Raw genomic sequence first — 21,985 nt, forward strand, 5'->3', positions numbered from 1 at the left:
ATAAAACCGTCTGAATAAGACAGACGGTTTGACAGAAAAGTGCGGTGATAAAATGGCTATTTTTAACGTTTCGGTAAATAACGAGTTGGATCCACAGATTTACCTTTATAGCGAATTTCAAAGTGAAGTTTCACACTATTGGTACCCGAGCTTCCCATTTTGGCAATTTGTTGCCCCGCTTTAACTTGCTGTTGATCGCTGACAGAAATGCTGTCGTTATGTGCATAAGCACTTAAGAAATCATCATTATGTTTAATAATAATTAAGTTACCATAACCACGCAACGCATTACCCGCATAAACTACGCGTCCAGCGGCGGCGGCATAAACAGCTTGACCTTTCGAACCGCTAATATCCACCCCTTTATTGCCACCGTCAGAATTTGAGAATCCTTGTACCACTTTCCCCGTGGTCGGCCATTGCCAAGCGATATTGGATTGCGGCACGGCTGAATAACTATTACTTGAGCTTGATACGGCAGTTGCAGTGACAGTTCCCGCTGTGGCAGCACCAGCAACAACGCCTGTAGTTGTGGTTGTCGTGATAGGTGCATTGGTTGCTGCGGTGGCTTTAATTGGACCGGCAACTGTTTGTTCAGCAGAACCAGTAGTTGCTTTGATTGGACCAGTTACTGTACCGTCAGAACCATATTGCGTACCATTTGCAGCCGCAGTATAAGTCACTGCGGGTTGTGTAGTGACGCTCACTTCTTTACATTCTTGTTTAGTTTCTGTTGTGGTGGTGGTCGTTGAACCATTAGATGTTTTTAAGGTTTGTCCAATGCTTAATTTATAGGGTTCACTCATGCCATTTAAGCTAGCCAGTTCTTTGACATCAATCCCCGCAATATAGGCAATTAAAAACATCGTATCGCCTTTTCTTACTGTATAGCTAGTCCCTTTATAGAAACCTTTATCGATTTTGCTGTAATCAGGTGCGTTGGTTTGACTGTTACGAGGAATTTCTACGCTTTGACTTTGGTTACTGGCAGCCGGTTTGGTCACTTGTACTTGCACGGGTTGGCACACTGTGTTAGTTGTTGTTACTGGCTGTGCAGATTGTTGCACTTGTTGTAGTGATGGTGCAGTATTTGTTGTCGTCACCTCCGTGGCAGCAGTAGTATTCGTCGTGCTGGCATAAGATCCCGCTTGATTTGCCACGGTTTGGGGGGCTACTTGATTATTCATACCAACTGGCATATTACTCGGTTGAACCTGTGGTTCCCAAGTGCTATTGGTATTGGTTCCTACGGGTTGCATAACACCCGGTGTCAGTGAACTATCCGCACTTACAACTGGGGCGTGATTAGAACCTGAACAAGCGGTTAATACGAAAGCAGTTAAAGGGAGTAATAAAAATGTTTTATTCATAGTCAAATCTCTTCATTATTTCATGTTTGATGGCATTTGGCTGGGTTGAATTTCGGGCATAAAACCGCCTCCTTCTACAGCGCCAGTTCCGGCTACTGGTTGCATAATGCCGTTTGGTAATTCATTTGGATCTTTTGGTTTTGGTTGTGCGGATTTTGAAGCACAAGCCACGACACAACAGATTATTGCTAATCCAAAAATAAATTTTTTTATCATATGTTTATCTCAAAATTAAATAAGCCATAACAGCAAGGACAACGACGGACCAACCAATTAACTCAATAGATTTCCGTAATTTCGCCGCAAATTTTTCACCGCCCCATGCAGCTAGTTTGGCGACTAACACAAAACGTGCTAAACGAGAAATAAAAGCGGTTGCAATAAATGGTAAAAATGCCATTTGCATGACGCCTGCCGCAATGGTAAAAATTTTATAGGGAATTGGTGAAAATCCAGCGACAAACACCACCAAAATCCCCCATTTTTCAAACCACGAAATCGCCGTATCCCAATAGGGTTGATAGCCTAATTTAATAATATATCCTTGTACAAAGTCAAAAGCATAATAGCCTAAGCCATAACCAATCATACCACCCATAACAGACGCAAGTGCGGTGTAAAATGCTAATTTTAATGCGTCCTTTGGTTTTGCCATAGACATCGGAATCAGCATAACATCTGGCGGAACGGGGAAAAAAATAGCTTCAATAAAGCTTACCAAACAAAGCCAAAATACCGCAAAACGATGTCTTGACCATTGCATGGTTTTATCATACATTGCACCGAAAATGTTCAAATTTATATCCTGTTTTTATGCAATAAGCAAAGTTGTTATTATTCCTTGTCTAACCAGTTTTGTAAAGCAACGATTGAATGATGTGCGGTCAAATCTGGTTGAATCGGGGTAATTGCCACATAACCATTTTGTAGCGCATAAAAATCAGTTCCGTTGCCGGCTTCATCCGGCAACCCTGCTGGACCGATCCAATAAATCACTTCATTACGTGGATCTTGTTGTTTAATAATTTCTGCCGCAGAAGCACGGTGTCCCAGCCGACAAACTTGTAACCCTTTGATTTCATTATAAGGTAAATCAGGTACATTAATATTAATCATTTCACGCCGATTTAATAATTCACCGTGTAAGCGTGGCACGAGATCACAGACGACTTTTGCCGCTGTTTCATAATGTTGACGACCATCTAAAGATACGGCTACCGCCGGTAAGCCCAAATGGCGCCCTTCCATGGCCGCTGCCACCGTACCAGAATAAAGCGTATCATCACCTAAATTTGCTCCCGCATTAATGCCCGATACCACTAAATCAATTTTACCAGATAAAAAGCCGTTCAAAGCAAGATGTACGCAATCTGCCGGTGTGCCATTAATGCAATAATCACCGTTGTCTAATTTACGTGGACGTAACGGTTCAACCAAGGTTAATGAGTTTGATGCGGCACTGCGATTGCGGTCAGGCGCAACCACAATCACATTCGCGAACTGGCGTAAATGCGCTGCTAAAATTTGAATCCCTTCGGCATGATAACCGTCATCATTGGATAATAAAATGTTCATGCTGTATTCCTATTTTCTTCTTTAATTAATACTAATTCTCGAACCAAAGCAGTGGCATAACTGCCAGCCGGTAAATAAAAGACGAGTTTTAACCCGCTATCCACAAATTGCCAAGAAAAATTTTGTGGTTGCATTAATAACGGTCTGCGTGCCGGTTTTAAGTGTTCTTGTTGGATTAATTTTTGTAATGCTAGATGTTCTGCTAGCACTGCATTTTCTAATTCACAAGCTGATTGTATAGTTTCACCTATTAATGGTGCTGTCAGCGAAATATCCCGATTTTCCAACCGCACTTGTAAGGCAGCTAAATCTTCTTTTTCATCTGCGACAAACCAACTATGTGAACCGCTTAACTGCACAATGTCTTGTGCTAAAATTTGGTGAGCTAACCCCATTTCAATCCGTTTTGATACCACGAGATTAAAGATTTCACTGCGAGCAGCGGATAAATAAAAACTACGTTTTTTACGATCTCTAATCTGAATTTCACCTTTTGCCCAAGCTATGGCTTGAGTTAAATTATGACCATCTCGTCCAAAACGTTGTTCCATAAAATAATTAGGAAAGCCAACATTCTGCAAATTTTTTAACCGCATTTTTAATTCATCGGTTTCCACCGCATTACGCAATAAAATCTCAAAATCATTGCCGTCTAAACTACCGATACGAATTTTGCGATTATGGCGCGTGACATCCAGAATTTCTACACCATTTAACTGAAATTGGCTAAAATCTGGTGTAGGTTTGCCGGGGAGTTGAATGCTGAACCATTGTTCTGTCACCGCGTGGCGATCTTTCAAGCCGGCATAACTTATCTGGCGAGTCGATACACCACAAAACGCCGCTAACTTTTCGCCCACAAAAAGGGTATTAGCATTGATTTTGCGAACCTTGATCGCTACAAATTCACCGTTCCCCGACATTTCATAACCTAACCGTTCTTTTACCACAAAATCGGCACATTCTGCCTTTAAAAGTGCGGTTTGTTTTGGCGGAGTTTGTAAATAGGCTAAATCTAGCATTAGGCTTTTACCAGCAATACAACGGCTTCAGTGGCAATGCCTTCGCCACGTCCAGTAAATCCCAGTTTTTCGGTGGTAGTAGCTTTGACATTCACTTGTCCAAGATGACATTGTAAATCCGTTGCAATGACCTCTCGCATCGCATCAATATACGGACGCATTTTCGGTGCTTGAGCAATAATAGTGACATCTATATTACCGATTTTATACCCTTTTTGCTGCACCTGAGTAAAGGCTTCACGCAACAAAATGCGACTATCAATATCTTTAAATTGCATATCGGTATCGGGAAATAATTTGCCAATATCTCCCAATGCCACCGCGCCAAGCAAAGCATCGGTTAAGGCATGCAATGCCACATCGCCATCACTGTGAGCGATAAATCCCGTCTGATAGGGCACTTCAACACCGCCAATAATTAATCGACGATCTTGTCCAAAAGCATGTACATCAAAACCGTGTCCAATTCGGATCATAATGTTTCCTTGTTGTTTTGTTGAGATAAATAAAATGCTGCCAACGCCAAATCTTGTGGGCGAGTGACTTTGATATTATCGGTTCGACCCGAAACCAAGTGCGGTTGAAATCCGGCGAGTTCCATCGCAGATGCTTCATCAGTAACGGCTAGTCCTTGTTGTAACGCTGTTTGTAAAGCATCTCGCAATAAATCCAACGGGAAAAACTGCGGTGTTTGTGCGAGCCAAATATGATTGCGATCTTCAGTTTGTTGAATTTGCTGATTTTCTGTGGCTCGTTTAATGGTATCAATGGCGGGTGTCGCCAAAATAGCACCATTAGGATCTTGAATCGCAAATAATTTATCAATATCAGTATGGGTTAAGCAAGGGCGAGCGGCATCATGTACTAACACCCAAGTATTTTTATCGGGTTGAATGTGTTTTAGACCATTTAGCACACTATCGGCTCTTGTTTTTCCGCCGTGAATGACACAAATTGTTGGGTGATTTAAAAACGAGAAATCCTTTAAATAAGGATCATTGGGTGCCACGGCTAAAATAATTTGTTCAATATTTGCTGGGTGGGTTAGTAACACATTCAAACTATGCTCTAAAATAGTTTTGCCTTGAATTTGCAAATATTGTTTTGGTTTATCTGCTTGCATACGGGATCCCACGCCAGCTGCCGGTACTACAGCGACAATTCGACGATGAGCAACGAGAGAAAGTGCGGTGTTTTTTGAAGGATTTTTTATCATCAACAAACCTTATTTATTTTCTTTCACAATTCGATAAAAGGTTTCGTTGGGCTTCACCATTTCATATTGCAATCTTGCGCGTTCCTGAATCGCATTTACCCCATCTTTTAGATCTTTGATTTCCGCATAAATGAGCTGATTACGCTGCGACAGTTTAGCATTTTCTTCTTTTTTCAGTGCAATTTCATCTGACGTTTGTTGGTAATCAAGATAGCCATTTTTACCAAACCAAAAACCATATTGAAATAATAGTAGTACCGCGCTAAGTAGGATAATTAATACTCGCATAATATTTTAATTTAAAGGATAAATTTATCCCCATAGTTTAGGGTAAAAATAGCGATAAAACAAACATAAAAGTGGCTTTTTTAGGGCACATCACGGATATTACAAATTTTGTTCTTTTTGCTGGTCATATTGCAAACAAGCGGTATAATATGGCAAGATTAGATTTATTCAAGGAGATGCTATGTTAAAAAAACTATCATTGATGTTAGTATTGGCGTGTTTGTCCGCTTGCTCATCAGTGACATCTTATATTCCATTTATGGGTAGTGAGAAAAATGTGATTAATTTGGATAAGGAGCAAATTGATCAGAAATCCTATGCGGTGGCGTACTCTGCCACAGTGCAAACCTATAAAGGTTCAGTGCGAGCTGATTATGATGTCAATTCGTTTACTAGTGGGGTGAATGATTGGTATCTCGGACGAATTTTAGTCTCTATTGATCAGATTAGAGCAAAATTAGCTTCAGGCATTGATAGTAATGTACATGCTTATTATAGTGGTGTGGTGTTTGCGGCAGATTTGCAAAATAATTTTAGCCGTTTAAGTGCGGATTGTTGGACGAAAATTGATCGTCTGAGTATGACACAAGGGATTTATGATGCGATGCGTGATTTGCAAAAAGATCGTGCCAAATCAGAAAATGATGAATACTTAAGCAAAGGTAGTGAAGAATTGCTAGGTATTTGTAGATAAAGTGATAGGTTAGGCTCTTTAGGGTCTAACCTTTTTTTTCAGAAGGAAAATTGCCGAATGTTTAATTTACCCGAAAATGCTATTCATCTCGCTCAAACAGCGGAGAATAAACAACAAGCCATTGAGATGGCAGCCGATGCATTGAACAAAGCTGGCTTGGTTGAATCTGGTTATGTACAAGGAATGCTAGCTCGTGAACAGCAAACATCTACTTTTTTAGGAAATGGGATTGCGATTCCCCACGGTACACTAGATACTCGCTCTTTAGTCAAAGAAACGGGTGTAGCAGTGTTTCAATTTCCACAAGGTATTGAGTGGGGCGAAGGGAATATTGCTTATGTCGTCATTGCGATTGCTGCGAGATCTGATGAACACTTAGCCTTGTTACGTCAATTAACGCAAATTTTAGGCGATGAAGACACCGCTGCAAAATTAGCGAAAGAATCTGATGTTTGCCGGTTCCGGGCATTATTATTAGGTGAAGGGCAAAATTTAGTGGCTTCTGCTGAAACGATTGTGCTTGATGTGGAAAGCGATAATCTGTTGACGTTGACTGCTATTAATGCCGGCAAATTAGAAAGCCAAGGTGCGGTGGAAAAATCCTTTGTTTCTGATGTGATTAGTTCACCGGCGTTGCCGTTGGGGCAAGGTTTATGGTTGACAGATAGTGCGGTGGGTAATCTGAAAAATGGATTAGCTGTGAGCCGAACAAAAAATAATGCATGCGCCGTGGTCACTGTTTCTCGTAAAGATGATGGCGTAAATAATGTGTTGGTTCGCTTGCTTGAACCACAAGTACAACAATATTTGTTGCAAGGTTCTGTCACGCAAATAGTCTCAGCATTAAACGGCGAAGCTATAGAGGTTAATACACCAGCGTCATCAATGCAAACCACTAGTGAACAAGAAGTGGAAGGCATTTTCACAATTAAAAATGAACATGGCGTACATGCTCGTCCGGGAGCTGTGTTAGTGAATGAAGTGAAAAAATATAATGCGACGGTGCTAGTGCAAAACTTAGATCGCGGTGGTGCGTTAGTGAGTGCCAAAAGTGCGATGAAAATTGTGTCTTTAGGCGCAGTCAAAGGGCATCGTTTACGTTTTGTGGCGACTGGCGAACAAGCTCAACAAGCTATTGATGGCATAGGTGCTGCCATTGCTGCTGGGCTAGGGGAGTAATGATGACAAAAAAAGTAGCAACGATTACGCTCAATACTGCCTATGATTTAGTTGGGCGTTTGGCTCGTATTGAACTGGGCGAAGTCAACCAAGTGGAAACCCTCGGGCTATTTCCTGCTGGCAAGGGCATTAATGTCGCCAAAGTGCTCAATGATTTAGGCGTGAAAGTCGCCGTAGGTGGTTTTTTAGGTGAAGATAATGTGGGTGATTTTGAACATTTATTCAACTCCTTAGGTTTGGAAGATCGCTTTCAGCGTATTGCGGGTAAAACTCGAATTAATGTCAAAATCACCGAAACCGAAGCGGATGTGACAGACCTGAATTTCTTAGGCTATCAAGTGCAACCGCAAGATTGGCAAACCTTTGTCATTTCATCATTAGATTATTGCCGGCAATTCGACATTGTGGCGGTGTGTGGCAGTTTGCCACGCGGGGTGAGTCCTGAACAATTTTCTGATTGGTTAAGCAAGTTAGCTCAGGTAGGCGTGAAAGTCGTGTTGGATAGTTCTAATGAGGCTTTAACTGCAGGCTTAAAAGCGAATCCGTGGTTAGTCAAACCGAACCATCGTGAATTAGAAGCTTGGATCGGGCATTCGTTAAATTCTGTTGATGAAATTATTCAAGCAGCTCAAAAATTGCAAACTCAAGGTATCGCTAATGTAGTGATTTCTATGGGATCAAAAGGTTCTGTTTGGTTAAGTGAGCAAGCTATTGTGCGTGCTGAACCGCCACGTTGTGAAAATGTGGTGAGCACCGTTGGGGCTGGTGATTCTATGGTTGCAGGTCTAATTTATGGGACGGTGCATCAGCTTTCACAAGCGGATACTTTGGCGTTTGCCAGTGCGGTATCTGCCTTTGCTGTGTCGCAAAGCAATGTGGGCGTGAGTGATCGCAAATTATTAGACGCTATTTTGCAACAAGTTAAAATAACGGTTATTAAAGGATAAGTTATGCGTATTTTTATTACATTTTCTGACAACGTTGGTCAAGCGAAAACGTTTTTAATTCGCCAACGTTTAACTCAAGTGGCTCAAACAAAAAGTGTTGAGCTAGTAGAACTTGCTGAGCAAGCTGATGTGGCATTAGTGGTTGGTAAAACGTTGCCAAATTTAACCGCACTTTCAGGTAAAAAAGTGGCATTAGTCGATTTAGAAACCGCTTTCCAATCCCCTGAGTCAGCCTTAGAACAGGTACAAAATAATGCGGTGGATTATGTTGCACCAGTACAACCTGCAGTGCAAAATGGGGCAATTTCTGGGCGTAATATCGTGGCGGTTACCGCTTGTCCAACAGGCGTAGCACATACCTTTATGTCTGCCGAAGCCATTGAAGCCTATGGTAAAAAAATGGGTTGGAATGTGCGAGTGGAAACTCGTGGACAGGTCGGTGCTGGCAATCCTATTACCGATGAAGAAGTGGCTCAAGCTGATTTAGTGTTTGTGGCAGCAGATATTGATGTGAACTTGGATAAGTTTCAAGGCAAGCCGATGTATCGTACATCAACAGGTTTAGCGTTAAAGAAAACGGCACAAGAATTTGACAAAGCCTTTGTGGAAGCCAAGGTATATCAACCGAACAACAGTAGTGAAAAAAGCGAAACGAGCAAAACTGAACGCAAAGGGATTTATAAACACTTAATGACAGGTGTATCACACATGTTACCGATAGTTGTCGCGGGTGGTTTATTGATTGCTATTGCTTTTGCCCTTGGTGGTATTTATGTAGGTAATGAAGAAAATGCAGGTACTTTCGGTCACGATATGATGACATTGGGTGGTGCGGCATTTGGCTTGATGATTGCCGTGTTCGCCGGTTATGTGGCGTATTCCATTGCCGACCGTCCCGGATTGGCAGTCGGTTTAGTCGGTGGTTCGCTTGCTGCCAGTGCCGGTGCTGGGATTCTAGGTGGAATTATCGCTGGTTTCCTTGCTGGTTATGTGGTGAAAGGATTAAATCAATTTATCAAATTACCAGCCAGTATGAGTGCGTTAAAACCGATTTTAATTTTGCCTTTATTTGGTACCGCTATTGTGGGTTGGTTGTTGATTCATTATTTAAATCCACCAGTGGCTTTTGCCATGAAATGGTTAGAAAGTTGGTTAGCAGGTTTGGGTTCAACCAATGCGATTTTATTTGGTGCATTGCTTGGCGGTATGATGTGTATTGATATGGGGGGGCCAGTCAATAAAGCCGCTTATGTATTTGGTACTGGCTTAATCACATCAGGTATCACTACACCGATGGCAGCCGTGATGGCCGCTGGTATGGTACCGCCGATTGGTATGGCAATTGCCACGTGGATTGCGCGTAACAAATTTGATGAAGCGCAACGCAATGCTGGTAATGCGGGTTTTGTGTTAGGGCTTTGCTTTATTTCTGAAGGCGCATTGCCATTTGTGGCGGCAGATCCATTACGTGTGATTTTATCTAGCGTGATTGGTGGAGCGACTGCGGGGGCAATTTCCATGAGTTTAGGTATTAGCTTACCTGCTCCGCATGGTGGCGTGTTTGTTGTGCCGTTAGTGTCACAACCATTGATGTATATCGGAGCGATTGCCGTAGGATCAGTCGTGACCGGATTATTGTATTCTGTCATTAAGCCGAAATTGGTGAAATAGTTATCGCGGTTAGGGATAACATATTTTTAACATAAACCCTTGCTACTGCAAGGGTTTTTAATTGCCTTTAAGCGGAAAAAGTTGATCCGAACGTAATTTAGTATTAAAGTAACTTAAGTTTTAATTTAAAAAATAGGAATAACCATAATGAAATCAGATAAACCCATTGAATGCGTCGGATGTAACACCTTTGACGTAGGTTCGATTATTGATAACAGTGAACGTTCAACGGCGTTTGATAAAATTTATCCAACGCAACTAGAAGCAGAAAAAGCACTCGAAAAATTAGTGCAAAAAGCACGTGACACAGAAAGTGAAGATGAGCCTTGCCAAATTGAAAGCAATATTTCACCCGTGGATGGTGGATTCCAATTAACCGCTAATTTTGCTTTTAGTTGTCAAGCGGAAGTCGTGATCTTTCAATTAGGGACAAGAGCGATCTAATTTCTCTGTTGCTCTTTGTTCCTGTTGTGCTTTGCTAACGTGCGGTGAAAAATAATAATATTTTCACCGCGGTTTTCTCTTTTATATTTCTAAAATAGAGTCATCCATCCATAATTCTTCTAAATATTCGGTAAAACGTTCTTTTTCATCAGAATCTCTAAAGCCTGAAATATCCGCTCCCGCGGAACTGGAAAAACGGATACGTACATTTACATCTGCAAATTTTTCTGCGATACGTTTAGGTAAAACCTGTTGTAAACGTTCGATTAATGCCATTTGGTATTCAAGTTTTTTATTGTCTCGTTCTTTGACGAAACGAATGTCGAGCTGTTTCATAGTGTTTCCTTATATAGTTTATTTGTGTTTATATACAGCTATAATAACTGAAATAAATATCAGTGTAAATATTATCAGTCTAAGTTTTAGAAATAATTTTCTAAACGGGTTTTTCGTTGAATTTTATGGATGCGTCGGTTAATTCTTGACAGGGATCTTTTTCGGGATTAGAATCTATCGTCTATTTCCCAATGGGCAAACCTAAGGGGAATAGCATTTAACTAAACATATTCATTTTGAATTTAATTAAACTGGAGCTTATTAATGGCAACTATCAACCAGCTAGTACGCAAACCGCGTGTGAAAAAGGTTGTTAAAAGTAATGTACCAGCACTAGAAGCTTGTCCACAAAAACGTGGCGTTTGTACTCGTGTGTACACTACTACACCTAAAAAACCGAACTCAGCATTACGTAAAGTATGCCGTATTCGTTTAACTAATGGTTACGAAGTAACTTCTTATATCGGCGGTGAAGGTCATAACCTTCAAGAACACAGTGTTGTGTTAATCCGTGGTGGTCGTGTGAAAGATTTACCAGGTGTGCGTTATCACACTGTACGCGGTGCATTAGACTGTGCAGGCGTAAAAGATCGTAAACAAGGTCGTTCTAAATACGGCGTTAAACGTCCTAAAGCTTAATGGTTCTCCGTTAAGTAAGGCCAAACGTCTAAATTAATTATTTAAACCATAAACTCCAGTCAAGATGCGAAAGCAGTAAATCGTCGCAAAAGATGAGTTTTGGGTATCCTGAAGATAAAACAACGGAGAAATTGCAATGCCACGTCGTCGTCGTATTGAACCTCGCAAAATTCTGCCAGATCCGAAATTCGGTTCAGAATTACTTGCGAAATTTATTAATGTATTAATGGTAGATGGTAAAAAATCTATCGCTGAATCTATCGTTTATGATGCGTTAGAAACCTTAGCACAACGCTCTGGCAAAGAAGCGCTTGAAGCCTTTGAAGTGGCGTTAGAAAATGTTCGTCCAACGGTGGAAGTAAAATCACGCCGTGTGGGTGGTTCCACTTACCAAGTACCAGTAGAAGTTCGTCCAACTCGTCGTAACGCTTTAGGTATGCGTTGGATCGTTGAAGCAGCACGTAAACGTGGTGATAAATCCATGGCATTACGTTTAGCCAACGAACTTTCTGATGCGGCTGATAACAAAGGTTCAGCCGTGAAAAAACGTGAAGATGTTCATCGTATGGCTGAAGCAAACAAAGCGTTTGCTCACTATCGTTGGTAATCAAATCACGATTTTGATTCAAGGCTTTATCGGCAATTTACTCACGGGTAAATTCGATAGAGCCTTACCCATATAAAGAATTTAATAGAAAACCAAAACAAGGTAATAATAATGGCTCGTACAACCCCTATATCACTTTACCGTAATATCGGTATCAGTGCGCACATCGATGCGGGTAAAACAACTACTACTGAGCGTATTTTGTTCTATACTGGTGTAAGTCACAAAATCGGTGAAGTACACGATGGTGCCGCTACAATGGACTGGATGGAACAAGAACAAGAGCGTGGTATCACCATCACTTCTGCAGCAACTACCGCATTCTGGTCTGGTATGTCACAACAATATCCACAACACCGTATCAACGTAATCGACACTCCGGGACACGTTGACTTCACTATCGAAGTAGAACGTTCAATGCGTGTACTTGATGGTGCGGTAATGGTGTACTGTGCGGTGGGTGGTGTTCAACCACAATCTGAAACCGTATGGCGTCAGGCTAACAAATATAAAGTACCACGTATTGCGTTCGTGAATAAAATGGACCGTACTGGTGCAAACTTCCTACGCGTAGTTGAACAAATCAAAACTCGCTTAGGCGGTAACGCTGTGCCTCTACAACTGCCAATCGGTGCAGAAGATAACTTCACGGGTGTGGTTGATTTGTTAAAAATGAAAGCCATCAACTGGAACGAAGCTGACCAAGGTATGACCTTCACTTACGAAGATATTCCTGCCAACATGCAAGCAGACTGCGAAGAATGGCACCAAAATCTTGTGGAAGCGGCAGCGGAAGCATCAGAAGAATTAATGGAAAAATACTTGGGTGGTGAAGAATTAACCGAAGAAGAAATCAAAGCAGGGTTACGTCAACGTGCGTTAGCCACTGAGATCATCTTAGTGACCTGTGGTTCTGCATTCAAAAACAAAGGTGTTCAAGCGATGCTTGACGCGGTAATTGATTATCTTCCTGCGCCAACTGATATTGCGTCAATCAAAGGTATCAACCCAGATGAAACCGAAGGTGAGCGTCATGCAGATGATAACGAACCATTTGCGGCATTGGCATTCAAAATTGCTACCGATCCATTCGTGGGTAACTTAACTTTCTTCCGTGTTTACTCTGGTGTGATTGAGTCTGGTGCAACCGTCTTAAACTCAGTGAAAGATAAACGTGAACGTTTTGGTCGTATCGTACAGATGCACGCCAATAAACGTGAAGAAATCAAAGAAGTGCGTGCAGGCGATATCGCTGCTGCTATTGGCTTAAAAGATGTAGGTACTGGTGATACCTTATGTGACTTGAATAAACCGATTATTCTTGAGCGTATGGAATTCCCAGAGCCTGTAATCTCTGTCGCGGTTGAACCAAAAACCAAAGCTGACCAAGAAAAAATGGGTCTTGCTTTAGGTCGTTTAGCCCAAGAAGACCCATCATTCCGTGTTCATACGGATGAAGAGTCTGGCGAAACCATCATTTCAGGTATGGGAGAGTTACATTTAGATATTATTGTTGACCGTATGCGTCGCGAGTTTAAAGTAGAAGCGAACATTGGTAAACCACAAGTATCTTACCGTGAAACGATTCGTACTCGTGTTAACGATGTGGAAGGTAAACACGCTAAACAATCGGGTGGTCGTGGTCAATATGGTCATGTGGTGATCGATATGTATCCATTAGATCCTGAAGGTCCGGGTTACGAATTTGTTAACGAAATCAAAGGTGGGGTTATTCCAGGTGAATACATCCCAGCGGTGGACAAAGGTATCCAAGAACAACTTAAATCAGGTCCATTAGCGGGTTATCCAGTAGTGGATTTAGGTGTACGTTTACACTTCGGTTCATACCATGATGTTGACTCATCTGAATTAGCATTTAAATTGGCAGCTTCATTGGCATTTAAAGCAGCGTTTAACCGTGCTAACCCAGTATTACTTGAGCCAATCATGAAAGTGGAAGTGGAAACCCCACCAGACTACGTGGGTGATGTTATCGGTGACTTAAGCCGCCGTCGTGCCATGGTGAACGGTCAAGAAGCCAACGAATTTGTGGTGAAAATCAACGCCGAAGTGCCATTATCCGAAATGTTCGGTTATGCCACTGACTTGCGTTCACAAACCCAAGGTCGTGCATCTTACTCAATGGAACCGTTAAAATATGCTGAAGCACCGAAAAACGTGGCTGAAGCAGTAATCGAATCTCGTCGTAAATAAAACTTTATTTAACAAAAACTCCCTAAAATTGCACCGCGGTTTTAGGGACTCACAAAAGGAAACTGAAAAGTGTCTAAAGAAAAATTTGAACGTACAAAACCGCACGTTAACGTGGGTACAATCGGCCACGTTGACCATGGTAAAACAACTTTAACAGCAGCAATTACTACCGTATTAGCAAAACACTACGGCGGTGCAGCGCGTGCATTTGACCAAATTGACAATGCACCAGAAGAAAAAGCGCGTGGTATCACCATCAACACATCACACGTTGAATACGATACCCCAACTCGTCACTATGCACACGTTGACTGTCCAGGACACGCCGACTATGTGAAAAACATGATCACTGGTGCGGCACAAATGGACGGCGCTATTCTTGTAGTAGCAGCAACTGACGGCCCAATGCCACAAACACGTGAGCACATCTTATTAGGTCGCCAAGTAGGCGTGCCATATATCATCGTATTCTTAAACAAATGCGACATGGTAGATGACGAAGAGTTATTAGAATTAGTGGAAATGGAAGTGCGTGAACTTCTTTCACAATACGACTTCCCGGGTGACGACACGCCAATCGTACGTGGTTCAGCCTTAAAAGCCTTAGAAGGTGAAGCAGAATGGGAAGAAAAAATTCTTGAGTTGGCTAACCATTTAGATACTTACATTCCAGAACCTGAACGTGCGATTGACCAACCGTTCTTATTACCAATTGAAGACGTATTCTCCATTTCTGGTCGTGGTACTGTAGTAACAGGTCGTGTAGAACGTGGTATTATCCGTACTGGTGATGAAGTGGAAATCGTGGGTATCAAAGATACCGCGAAAACAACCGTAACGGGTGTAGAAATGTTCCGTAAATTACTTGACGAAGGTCGTGCAGGTGAAAACATCGGTGCATTATTGCGTGGTACAAAACGTGAAGAAATCGAACGTGGTCAAGTATTGGCAAAACCGGGTTCAATTACCCCACACACAGATTTCGAATCAGAAGTTTATGTCTTGTCAAAAGAAGAAGGTGGTCGTCACACTCCATTCTTCAAAGGTTACCGTCCACAATTCTATTTCCGTACCACAGACGTAACAGGTACAATCGAATTACCAGAAGGCGTGGAAATGGTTATGCCAGGCGACAACATCAAAATGACTGTGAGCCTAATCCACCCAATTGCGATGGACCAAGGTTTACGCTTTGCGATTCGTGAAGGCGGACGTACAGTAGGTGCTGGCGTGGTAGCGAAAATTGTTAAATAATTAACGATTTAACGAATATATTTTAGGGGCGTATTCAATACGCCCTTTTGTATAAGTAAATTACTATTTTTCTTATCTATCTTTCATCATGAAAACACAAATTAGCCATATATCTTTGTCAAAATATGCTCAAATGTAATAATTTTTATCATTTCTTTTCGAGTATAAAAGAGAATTGTAAAGATGTTGAGATTTGTTTGTATTTAGTAAAACTTTATATTATCATGTCGCCTAATCTAATCTGGTTAGTAGATTTTTTTCCGGATGATAGAGGTAGGATGACAGAGTAGTTAAGACAGAAAGATTGAGAGAAGAAAAGAGGAATACAGGGTATATCCATAGTAATCAAGAGGAATCAATTTATGAGTAAGTTTTGCAAATTTTTTGCTAAAAGTGGTTTAGGATGCGTTGTTATTGCCTGTTTATCATTAACAGCATGTGCAACCAATACTACTCCAAATCGTACTGTTACAGGTACAGAAGTCGGTACTGTTGCTGTTTTCACTGATGGTAGTTTGAAAAATGATGTTACTTTGGCGATTGATGGGCGTTTTTTTGCAGCTTTAGATCGTAATAGTCGTGTTGAACAACGAATTTGTTCGGGTAATCATACCTTGCAGGCTGTTGTGGCTGACGATTATCAAGTAAAAATCAAAAATAATCAAAAAATTATCGTTGAAACCGCAAAAGTAAATTATATTAAAGTTTCACAAAATACACAGGGCTTAGTGTTAACCTCGGCAACATCAGCTGAATTTAACCGAGTACCGAATGTAAAAAATTCAAAATTAGTTTCTCGTTTAACTAATGATCTTATCAAGTGTAAGTAAATTAATGTTTTAGGATAAAAAATCAACGTATTGTTAAAAATGAAAAGTGCTACTGTTGACGCACAGACAATTAAAGTACCAACCAATAAACTAAGTGCTGTTGTAGTTAAACTTCCAGCAGATCGGTAATTTCATCTTTATAGGTCTGCAATTAATGATAGGTATCTAAAATATCCGCTTGATCGGAAAGGGGATTTTTTAACTCAAACCCTACCAAGGGGGGACCATTAACAAAACCAATCACATCAGACGGACTCACACGAAAAAATTTGCTGTTTTCATCAATTGAGCATCGGTATGTGAGACCAGCCTAATGCGACTAAATGCTCAAGGGTAAGGTTTTCAATGGATTCTTCGTTGATGTTGAGTGGCATAATTCTTCCTTATTTATCTTATTTACTCCGCACTGACGTACGGAGTTAGGCATAGTCTCGCTACGCCGTAGCTATAGTCAGATGCGGAGCATCGTTATTTGTTTAGCCTTGTACGTGAGTATGGGGTCTCTTCTCTTCTTGCCTTGATGTGTGCAGAGCGTAGATGTTTTTTCTGTGAGAATATGCTATAATTCCCCTAATTTTTTCACCTAATTGAGAAACCCTATGACAGATAATATCCAACCAGAATCACAACAACCCGAATACGGTGCAAGCAGTATTAAAGTATTAAAAGGCTTAGATGCCGTGCGGAAACGACCTGGGATGTATATCGGCGATACGGATGACGGTACAGGGTTGCATCATATGGTGTTTGAAGTAGTGGATAATGCTATTGATGAGGCGTTAGCCGGGCATTGTAAAGATATTATTGTTACCATTCATGAAGATAATTCTGTTTCTGTGCAAGATGATGGACGTGGAATTCCAGTAGATATTCACCCTGAAGAAGGGGTGTCGGCAGCAGAAGTGATTATGACCGTGTTGCACGCTGGCGGTAAATTTGATGATAATTCCTATAAAGTGTCGGGTGGCTTGCATGGCGTGGGGGTTTCCGTGGTGAATGCCCTTTCCGATAAATTATTGCTCATCATTCGTCGTCAAGGGCATGTTTATGAACAAACCTATCATTTAGGTGAACCTCAAGCTCCACTGGCACAAATTGGCGATACCAGCAAAACAGGTACCACCGTACGTTTTTGGCCGAGTTCAACCATTTTTAGTAAAACCGTATTTGAATATGAGATTTTGAAAAAACGCTTGCGTGAATTGTCATTCTTAAATTCGGGCGTGTCGATTAAATTGTTTGATGAACGGGATGGTACGCAGGATCATTTTCATTATGAGGGTGGCATTCAGGCTTTTGTGGAATATTTAAACCAAAATAAAACTCCGATTCATCCGAAACCGTTTTATTTCAGCATGGAAAAAGACGGTATTGGGGTGGAAATATCGTTACAATGGAATGACAGTTACAACGAAAATATTTACTGCTTTACCAACAATATTCCACAACGTGACGGTGGTACCCATTTGGCTGGTTTCCGTGGTGCCTTGACTCGCACCTTAAATAGCTATATGGAAAAGTCGGGCTTAAATAAAAAAGGCAAAAGTGACAAAGACAAAGTGGAGACATCGGGCGATGATGCTCGTGAGGGGTTAGTGGCGATTGTGTCAGTGAAAGTGCCGGATCCAAAATTTTCTTCACAAACCAAAGATAAATTGGTGTCGTCCGAAGTGAAAGGGGCGGTGGAATCCGCTATGAATGAGCGTTTGCAGGAATATTTAGAAGAAAATCCAAATGATGCGAAAATTATTGCCACCAAAATTGTGGATGCAGCTCGTGCTAGAGAAGCCGCTCGCAAAGCCCGTGAAATGACCAGACGTAAAGGCGTGTTGGATATTGCGGGTCTTCCGGGTAAATTAGCCGATTGTCAAGAACGAGATCCAGCATTTTCTGAACTTTACCTTGTAGAGGGTGATTCTGCGGGCGGTTCGGCTAAACAAGGGCGGAATCGTAAAAATCAAGCAATTTTGCCGTTGAAAGGGAAAATCTTAAACGTGGAAAAAGCCCGTTTTGACAAAATGCTATCTTCGCAAGAAGTGGGGACGTTAATCACCGCTCTCGGCTGTGGTATCGGGCGTGATGAATATAATCCTGATAAAATGCGTTACCACAAAGTGATTATTATGACTGATGCGGACGTGGACGGTTCACATATTCGCACCTTGTTATTAACATTCTTCTATCGTCAAATGCCAGAAATCATTGAACGAGGTTTTGTTTACATTGCTCAACCGCCACTTTATAAAGTGAAAAAAGGCAAGCAAGAACAATATATTAAAGATGAACCAGCGATGGTGGAATATGAATTAGCGATTGCCTTGAACGATGCAGCATTATATGTTAATCCCAATGCCCCAGCAATGACGGGTTTGCCGTTGGAACAATTGGTGACCGAATATAACAATGTGACGCAAATGATCGCAAGGTTACACCGCCGTTATCCTGAAGCCTTGTTGAAAGAATTGATATATTATCCAGTGTTCACTCTTGAGCTAATGAAAGACCAAACCGTGGTGGAAAATTGGGCGAATTTATTGGTAGAACGCTTAAAAGAGAAAGACAGCAATGGCAACCATTATTCGCACCAAGTGGTATATAACCAAGAACGTCAGCTCCATGAGATGTTACTTACTGTACGTACACACGGCATTGACGCTCATTACAGTCTTGATTACGCTTTTGCCACAGGCAATGAATATGCGCGTATTACGAAACTTGGTAAACAGTTAAATGATCTGTTGGAAGACGGTGCATATATTACTCGTGGTGAACGCCGTTTAGATGTAAGCAGTTTTGATCAAGCGGTAGATTGGTTAGTGAAAGAATCTCGTCGTGGTTTAACTGTGCAACGTTATAAAGGATTAGGCGAAATGAATCCAGAACAACTTTGGGAAACCACCATGGATCCGGAAGCACGTCATATGTTGCAAGTGACGATTAAAGATGCAGTTGAAGCGGATCAGTTGTTTACTACGTTGATGGGCGATGAAGTAGAGCCAAGACGGGACTTTATTGAGAGTAATGCGCTGAGAGCGAATTTAGATATTTAATCGCCGAGTACTAATGTACTCGGTTAGGATTGTAACGTGATGCCGTTGCTTTGTTGATAAGACGTGGAACGTCGTAATATACTTAACCCTGTACGAGAGTGCAGGGTTTCTTAAAAGGAAAAAATTATGCCAACCCCAATTGCTATCATTACTGGTTCCACCCTCGGTGGCGCCGAATACGTCGCCGATCATCTCGCCGATTGCCTTGCACAACAAGATTTTGATGTTCAACTGGAAAATAACGCCAGCTTTGCTGATGTCGCAAGCCAAAAACTTTGGCTGATTGTGACTTCTACCCACGGTGCTGGAGAGTTACCCGAAAATATCCAACCCTTTATCGAAGAAGTGAAACAACAGGATTTAACGGGTGTGCATTTTGCGGTGGTAGGATTAGGCAATTCCGATTATGATACGTTCTGCTATGCGGTGGATACGGTTGAGCAAGTCTTGACGGTACAAGGTGCGGTGCAAATTTGTGAAAGTTTACGCATTGATGTGGTGGAAGTAGAAGATCAAGACCAAACAGCGGAAGAGTGGTTACCTAACCTGCTCAATGCACTGTAAATTGTTTAAAAATACGATCTAGATCAAAAAACAGAAAAATAAAATTTGACAGCAATTAACGCAATGCTAGAATGTTCCAGCGTTAATTTTGACTTATAAAACGCCATAAACCCTCGTATTAACTGGTATGATAAGAGTTAATGCAGGGTTAAATACAATTCATTTTTATTATTCTTGGAGCCTATTATGTCAGGTATTTTTCAACAAACTGATCCATCACGTCGTCGTTATGGTTTAGCCGTGTTTATCGGTATTATCGCTGGTTTTATCTCTGCATTCGTAAAATGGGGTGCTGAACATCCACTCCCACCACGTAGCCCGCTTGATCTATTTACATCGGCTTGTCCGCAACCTGTATTGGATGCATTAAATTCAGGTGCTATCGCAATGGATGGTGCATTACAACAATGTTCACGTGCATTTTTAAATCCGCCACACGTTTTCTTACGTGATTATATTGGTATTGATCCAACTGCTGCCGTATTTAATTTTGCAGACTACGATTTCAACTGGATTGGTTTCACCCACATTTTATTTTCGTTAGTGTTTGCTATTGGTTACTGTGTTGTAGCAGAGCGTTTCCCGAAAATCAAATTCTGGCAAGGTATGGGAGCAGGTATCATTGCAACTATTGCAGTTCACTATATTAGTTTCCCGTTATTAGGTTTAACTCCACCAGTGGCGGATTGGCCTTGGTATGAACACGTTTCTGAAATCGTGGGTCATATCTTATGGTTCTGGTCAATTGAGATGATTCGTCGTGACTTACGCAACCGTTACACCGGCGAACCAGATCCAGAAATTCCTTTAAGTCAAGGTCATCGTTAATTTTAACGATTTAGTCTTGATGAGAAACCCGAACAACAGATGTTCGGGTTTTTTGTTATTAAAGGTTAGGCAAAGACGGTTAACACCGAAAGCGGATGGCGTTCGCCACTTAAATAATCTTGTAATGCTTGAATTACCAACGGATTGCGTTCACATTGTCCATCTTGTTGAATATAATCATTAAATTCATCTAATGTTAGCCATACCCCCCTTGTAATATCACTATCTTGTGGCGTAATGGGTACGCACTCGTCTAATTCTAAGCAAAATACAAAACGCAAATAATCCGTTTGACTACGTGGAGCATGCCATTGATAGATTTTCAATAAGGATTGCATGTCAGCTTTAATACCGGTTTCTTCATACAGTTCACGGCTTGCTCCTTGCAATAAAGTTTCGTCTTTTTCTAAATGTCCTGCTGGCTGATTAAGGGTACGTTTACCGTATTCGATTTCTTCTACAAATAAGAATTTGCCGTGGCAATGAACTACGCAAGCCATGGTGATATTGGGTTTGTGCATGGTTATTTTCCTGTAAATTTAAGTAATGCAAAAAGCTGTTGTTTTTCGTTTTTTGTTAATATCCGATATTCACCATTTGTTAGATTATCAAGATTTAAATCTGCTGTGGCATAACGTACTAAGCGTAAAGTCGGAAAACCAATATGTGCAGTCATTCGGCGAACTTGGCGGTTTTTTCCTTCGCTGATTTTAATTTCAAGCCAGCTTGTTGGAATAGATTTTCGTTCTCGAATCGGTGGATGGCGTAACCATAAATTTGGCTCAGAAATTAACCGTACTTTTGCTGGTTTAGTCATGCCATCTTTGAGCTTTACCCCTTGTTGTAACAGCGATAAGTCTCGTTCATTGGGAATGCCTTCCACTTGTACCCAATAGGTTTTCTCAATTTTGAATTTAGGATCCGCAAGATGATGTTGCAATTCACCATTGTTGGTTAAAATCAACAACCCTTCACTATCTCGATCTAAACGTCCAGCTGGATACACATCGGGAATCGGAATAAAGTTTTTTAATGTTGTTCTGTCGTTTTCATCGGTAAATTGGGTGAGAACATCATAGGGTTTATTAAATAAAATAATGGTAGTTTCAGCACAGGTGACCTTGCTTTTTGAGGCATTTATTTTTTTACCTTGAAAAGCAGTTTTTTTATGCTTATCTCTTGCAACAGGTTTCAAGTTCATATATGTTGTTAATAATTAAGATTCATAGATTCTATACTACCAATAAACACTGCAAA

General features: G+C 41.2%; 23 protein-coding genes and 1 pseudogene. 13 read left to right on the plus strand and 11 right to left on the minus strand.

The genetic code is table 11. From position 1 onward, the window contains the following. Nucleotides 1-62: 62 nt before the first annotated feature. The 8 genes from nlpD to ftsB are packed head-to-tail and all read right to left on the minus strand — an operon-like array spanning nucleotide 63 to nucleotide 5,471. Nucleotides 63-1,370 carry a murein hydrolase activator NlpD gene (nlpD, locus tag E0709_RS10370; protein ID WP_132302718.1) on the minus strand — a complete coding sequence of 436 codons (1,308 nt, stop codon included), beginning with the start codon at nucleotides 1,368-1,370 and terminating at the stop codon, nucleotides 63-65. A gap of 15 nt (nucleotides 1,371-1,385) precedes the next feature. After that, nucleotides 1,386-1,586 carry a hypothetical protein gene (locus E0709_RS10375; RefSeq protein ID WP_132302717.1) on the minus strand — a complete coding sequence of 67 codons (201 nt, stop codon included), beginning with the start codon at nucleotides 1,584-1,586 and terminating at the stop codon, nucleotides 1,386-1,388. Between the two features lie 4 nt (nucleotides 1,587-1,590). Beyond that, entirely contained in the window at nucleotides 1,591-2,166 is a 576-nt protein-coding gene (locus E0709_RS10380; RefSeq protein WP_132302716.1) for a YqaA family protein, read from the minus strand. A 38-nt stretch (nucleotides 2,167-2,204) separates the two neighbouring features. Continuing rightward, nucleotides 2,205-2,945 carry a 5'/3'-nucleotidase SurE gene (gene surE, locus E0709_RS10385; RefSeq protein ID WP_132302715.1) on the minus strand — a complete coding sequence of 247 codons (741 nt, stop codon included), beginning with the start codon at nucleotides 2,943-2,945 and terminating at the stop codon, nucleotides 2,205-2,207. Then, a complete protein-coding gene (gene truD, locus E0709_RS10390) occupies nucleotides 2,942-3,967 on the minus strand; it encodes a tRNA pseudouridine(13) synthase TruD (protein WP_132302714.1) in 1,026 nt (341 codons plus the stop codon). Before truD ends, surE begins: the two co-directional genes overlap by 4 nt. Then, nucleotides 3,967-4,443: a 2-C-methyl-D-erythritol 2,4-cyclodiphosphate synthase gene (gene ispF, locus E0709_RS10395; protein ID WP_132302713.1), complete on the minus strand. Its 477-nt coding sequence runs from the start codon at nucleotides 4,441-4,443 to the stop codon at nucleotides 3,967-3,969. Before ispF ends, truD begins: the two co-directional genes overlap by 1 nt. Further along, complete coding sequence (ispD, locus tag E0709_RS10400) at nucleotides 4,440-5,183, minus strand: 2-C-methyl-D-erythritol 4-phosphate cytidylyltransferase (protein ID WP_132302712.1); 744 nt, start codon at nucleotides 5,181-5,183, stop codon at nucleotides 4,440-4,442. The genes ispF and ispD overlap by 4 nt, the downstream gene beginning before the upstream one ends. A 9-nt stretch (nucleotides 5,184-5,192) precedes the next feature. After that, nucleotides 5,193-5,471: a cell division protein FtsB gene (gene ftsB / locus E0709_RS10405; protein WP_132302711.1), complete on the minus strand. Its 279-nt coding sequence runs from the start codon at nucleotides 5,469-5,471 to the stop codon at nucleotides 5,193-5,195. A gap of 181 nt (nucleotides 5,472-5,652) precedes the next feature. Here ftsB and E0709_RS10410 point away from each other — a divergent pair, with 181 nt between their 5' ends. The 5 genes and pseudogenes from E0709_RS10410 to E0709_RS10430 all read left to right on the plus strand — a co-directional run bounded on the left by E0709_RS10410 (nucleotide 5,653) and on the right by E0709_RS10430 (nucleotide 10,406). Then, nucleotides 5,653-6,165, plus strand: coding sequence for a hypothetical protein (locus tag E0709_RS10410; RefSeq protein ID WP_132302710.1), 513 nt, complete (start codon nucleotides 5,653-5,655; stop codon nucleotides 6,163-6,165). Between the two features lie 57 nt (nucleotides 6,166-6,222). Next, nucleotides 6,223-7,341: pseudogene (fruB, locus tag E0709_RS10415) on the plus strand (fused PTS fructose transporter subunit IIA/HPr protein); the annotation flags it as partial. 5 nt (nucleotides 7,342-7,346) lie between these two features. After that, on the plus strand, nucleotides 7,347-8,291 hold the full coding sequence (gene fruK / locus E0709_RS10420) for a 1-phosphofructokinase (RefSeq protein WP_132302708.1): 945 nt from the start codon (nucleotides 7,347-7,349) through the stop codon (nucleotides 8,289-8,291). 3 nt (nucleotides 8,292-8,294) lie between these two features. Continuing rightward, nucleotides 8,295-9,962: a fructose-specific PTS transporter subunit EIIC gene (locus E0709_RS10425; protein ID WP_132302707.1), complete on the plus strand. Its 1,668-nt coding sequence runs from the start codon at nucleotides 8,295-8,297 to the stop codon at nucleotides 9,960-9,962. A gap of 147 nt (nucleotides 9,963-10,109) precedes the next feature. After that, a complete protein-coding gene (locus E0709_RS10430; RefSeq protein ID WP_132302706.1) occupies nucleotides 10,110-10,406 on the plus strand; it encodes a YfcZ/YiiS family protein in 297 nt (98 codons plus the stop codon). A gap of 81 nt (nucleotides 10,407-10,487) precedes the next feature. Here the strand turns inward: E0709_RS10430 and E0709_RS10435 are convergent, their stop codons facing one another. Beyond that, a complete protein-coding gene (locus E0709_RS10435) occupies nucleotides 10,488-10,742 on the minus strand; it encodes a DinI-like family protein (protein ID WP_132302705.1) in 255 nt (84 codons plus the stop codon). A gap of 264 nt (nucleotides 10,743-11,006) precedes the next feature. Here E0709_RS10435 and rpsL point away from each other — a divergent pair, with 264 nt between their 5' ends. The 8 genes from rpsL (at nucleotide 11,007) to E0709_RS10475 (ending at nucleotide 20,728) form a co-directional block, all read left to right on the plus strand. Beyond that, nucleotides 11,007-11,381 (plus strand): 30S ribosomal protein S12, encoded by a 375-nt coding sequence (rpsL, locus tag E0709_RS10440; protein ID WP_013745731.1) that lies wholly within the window; start codon nucleotides 11,007-11,009, stop codon nucleotides 11,379-11,381. 136 nt (nucleotides 11,382-11,517) lie between these two features. Beyond that, on the plus strand, nucleotides 11,518-11,988 hold the full coding sequence (gene rpsG / locus E0709_RS10445; RefSeq protein ID WP_132302704.1) for a 30S ribosomal protein S7: 471 nt from the start codon (nucleotides 11,518-11,520) through the stop codon (nucleotides 11,986-11,988). Nucleotides 11,989-12,099: 111 nt separating this feature from the next. Next, entirely contained in the window at nucleotides 12,100-14,202 is a 2,103-nt protein-coding gene (fusA, locus tag E0709_RS10450; protein WP_132302703.1) for an elongation factor G, read from the plus strand. A 69-nt stretch (nucleotides 14,203-14,271) separates the two neighbouring features. Continuing rightward, nucleotides 14,272-15,456, plus strand: a complete 1,185-nt coding sequence (gene tuf, locus E0709_RS10455) for an elongation factor Tu (protein WP_132299727.1) — start codon at nucleotides 14,272-14,274, stop codon at nucleotides 15,454-15,456. Nucleotides 15,457-15,818: 362 nt separating this feature from the next. Next, nucleotides 15,819-16,286 carry a hypothetical protein gene (locus E0709_RS10460; protein ID WP_132302702.1) on the plus strand — a complete coding sequence of 156 codons (468 nt, stop codon included), beginning with the start codon at nucleotides 15,819-15,821 and terminating at the stop codon, nucleotides 16,284-16,286. A gap of 599 nt (nucleotides 16,287-16,885) precedes the next feature. After that, on the plus strand, nucleotides 16,886-19,336 hold the full coding sequence (gyrB, locus tag E0709_RS10465; protein ID WP_132302701.1) for a DNA topoisomerase (ATP-hydrolyzing) subunit B: 2,451 nt from the start codon (nucleotides 16,886-16,888) through the stop codon (nucleotides 19,334-19,336). Nucleotides 19,337-19,462: 126 nt separating this feature from the next. Then, complete coding sequence (gene mioC, locus E0709_RS10470; RefSeq protein ID WP_132302700.1) at nucleotides 19,463-19,900, plus strand: FMN-binding protein MioC; 438 nt, start codon at nucleotides 19,463-19,465, stop codon at nucleotides 19,898-19,900. A gap of 186 nt (nucleotides 19,901-20,086) precedes the next feature. Further along, the gene (locus tag E0709_RS10475; RefSeq protein WP_132302699.1) at nucleotides 20,087-20,728 is read left to right on the plus strand and encodes a YagU family protein; all 642 of its coding nucleotides are present in this window, start codon (nucleotides 20,087-20,089) and stop codon (nucleotides 20,726-20,728) included. A 65-nt stretch (nucleotides 20,729-20,793) separates the two neighbouring features. On the opposite strand, the gene E0709_RS10480 is transcribed toward E0709_RS10475, so the two are convergent. Together E0709_RS10480 and E0709_RS10485 are read right to left on the minus strand one after the other, a co-directional pair. Then, on the minus strand, nucleotides 20,794-21,249 hold the full coding sequence (locus E0709_RS10480; protein ID WP_132302698.1) for an NUDIX hydrolase: 456 nt from the start codon (nucleotides 21,247-21,249) through the stop codon (nucleotides 20,794-20,796). 2 nt (nucleotides 21,250-21,251) lie between these two features. Then, entirely contained in the window at nucleotides 21,252-21,929 is a 678-nt protein-coding gene (locus tag E0709_RS10485) for an rRNA large subunit pseudouridine synthase E (RefSeq protein ID WP_132302697.1), read from the minus strand. Nucleotides 21,930-21,985: the final 56 nt, after the last annotated feature.

This window comes from Lonepinella koalarum, assembly GCF_004565475.1.
GTDB lineage: Bacteria > Pseudomonadota > Gammaproteobacteria > Enterobacterales > Pasteurellaceae > Lonepinella > Lonepinella koalarum.

Excerpts from the sequence above, each read along its gene's own strand:
- nlpD (WP_132302718.1), bottom strand. The coding sequence starts at position 1,370 with ATGAATAAAACATTTTTATTACTCCCTTTAACTGCTTTCGTATTAACC.
- E0709_RS10375 (WP_132302717.1), bottom strand. The coding sequence starts at position 1,586 with ATGATAAAAAAATTTATTTTTGGATTAGCAATAATCTGTTGTGTCGTG.
- surE (WP_132302715.1), bottom strand. The coding sequence starts at position 2,945 with ATGAACATTTTATTATCCAATGATGACGGTTATCATGCCGAAGGGATT.
- truD (WP_132302714.1), bottom strand. The coding sequence starts at position 3,967 with ATGCTAGATTTAGCCTATTTACAAACTCCGCCAAAACAAACCGCACTT.
- ispF (WP_132302713.1), bottom strand. The coding sequence starts at position 4,443 with ATGATCCGAATTGGACACGGTTTTGATGTACATGCTTTTGGACAAGAT.
- ispD (WP_132302712.1), bottom strand. The coding sequence starts at position 5,183 with ATGATAAAAAATCCTTCAAAAAACACCGCACTTTCTCTCGTTGCTCAT.
- ftsB (WP_132302711.1), bottom strand. The coding sequence starts at position 5,471 with ATGCGAGTATTAATTATCCTACTTAGCGCGGTACTACTATTATTTCAA.
- E0709_RS10410 (WP_132302710.1), top strand. The coding sequence starts at position 5,653 with ATGTTAAAAAAACTATCATTGATGTTAGTATTGGCGTGTTTGTCCGCT.
- fruK (WP_132302708.1), top strand. The coding sequence starts at position 7,347 with ATGACAAAAAAAGTAGCAACGATTACGCTCAATACTGCCTATGATTTA.
- E0709_RS10425 (WP_132302707.1), top strand. The coding sequence starts at position 8,295 with ATGCGTATTTTTATTACATTTTCTGACAACGTTGGTCAAGCGAAAACG.
- E0709_RS10430 (WP_132302706.1), top strand. The coding sequence starts at position 10,110 with ATGAAATCAGATAAACCCATTGAATGCGTCGGATGTAACACCTTTGAC.
- E0709_RS10435 (WP_132302705.1), bottom strand. The coding sequence starts at position 10,742 with ATGAAACAGCTCGACATTCGTTTCGTCAAAGAACGAGACAATAAAAAA.
- rpsL (WP_013745731.1), top strand. The coding sequence starts at position 11,007 with ATGGCAACTATCAACCAGCTAGTACGCAAACCGCGTGTGAAAAAGGTT.
- rpsG (WP_132302704.1), top strand. The coding sequence starts at position 11,518 with ATGCCACGTCGTCGTCGTATTGAACCTCGCAAAATTCTGCCAGATCCG.
- fusA (WP_132302703.1), top strand. The coding sequence starts at position 12,100 with ATGGCTCGTACAACCCCTATATCACTTTACCGTAATATCGGTATCAGT.
- E0709_RS10460 (WP_132302702.1), top strand. The coding sequence starts at position 15,819 with ATGAGTAAGTTTTGCAAATTTTTTGCTAAAAGTGGTTTAGGATGCGTT.
- gyrB (WP_132302701.1), top strand. The coding sequence starts at position 16,886 with ATGACAGATAATATCCAACCAGAATCACAACAACCCGAATACGGTGCA.
- mioC (WP_132302700.1), top strand. The coding sequence starts at position 19,463 with ATGCCAACCCCAATTGCTATCATTACTGGTTCCACCCTCGGTGGCGCC.
- E0709_RS10475 (WP_132302699.1), top strand. The coding sequence starts at position 20,087 with ATGTCAGGTATTTTTCAACAAACTGATCCATCACGTCGTCGTTATGGT.
- E0709_RS10480 (WP_132302698.1), bottom strand. The coding sequence starts at position 21,249 with ATGCACAAACCCAATATCACCATGGCTTGCGTAGTTCATTGCCACGGC.
- E0709_RS10485 (WP_132302697.1), bottom strand. The coding sequence starts at position 21,929 with ATGAACTTGAAACCTGTTGCAAGAGATAAGCATAAAAAAACTGCTTTT.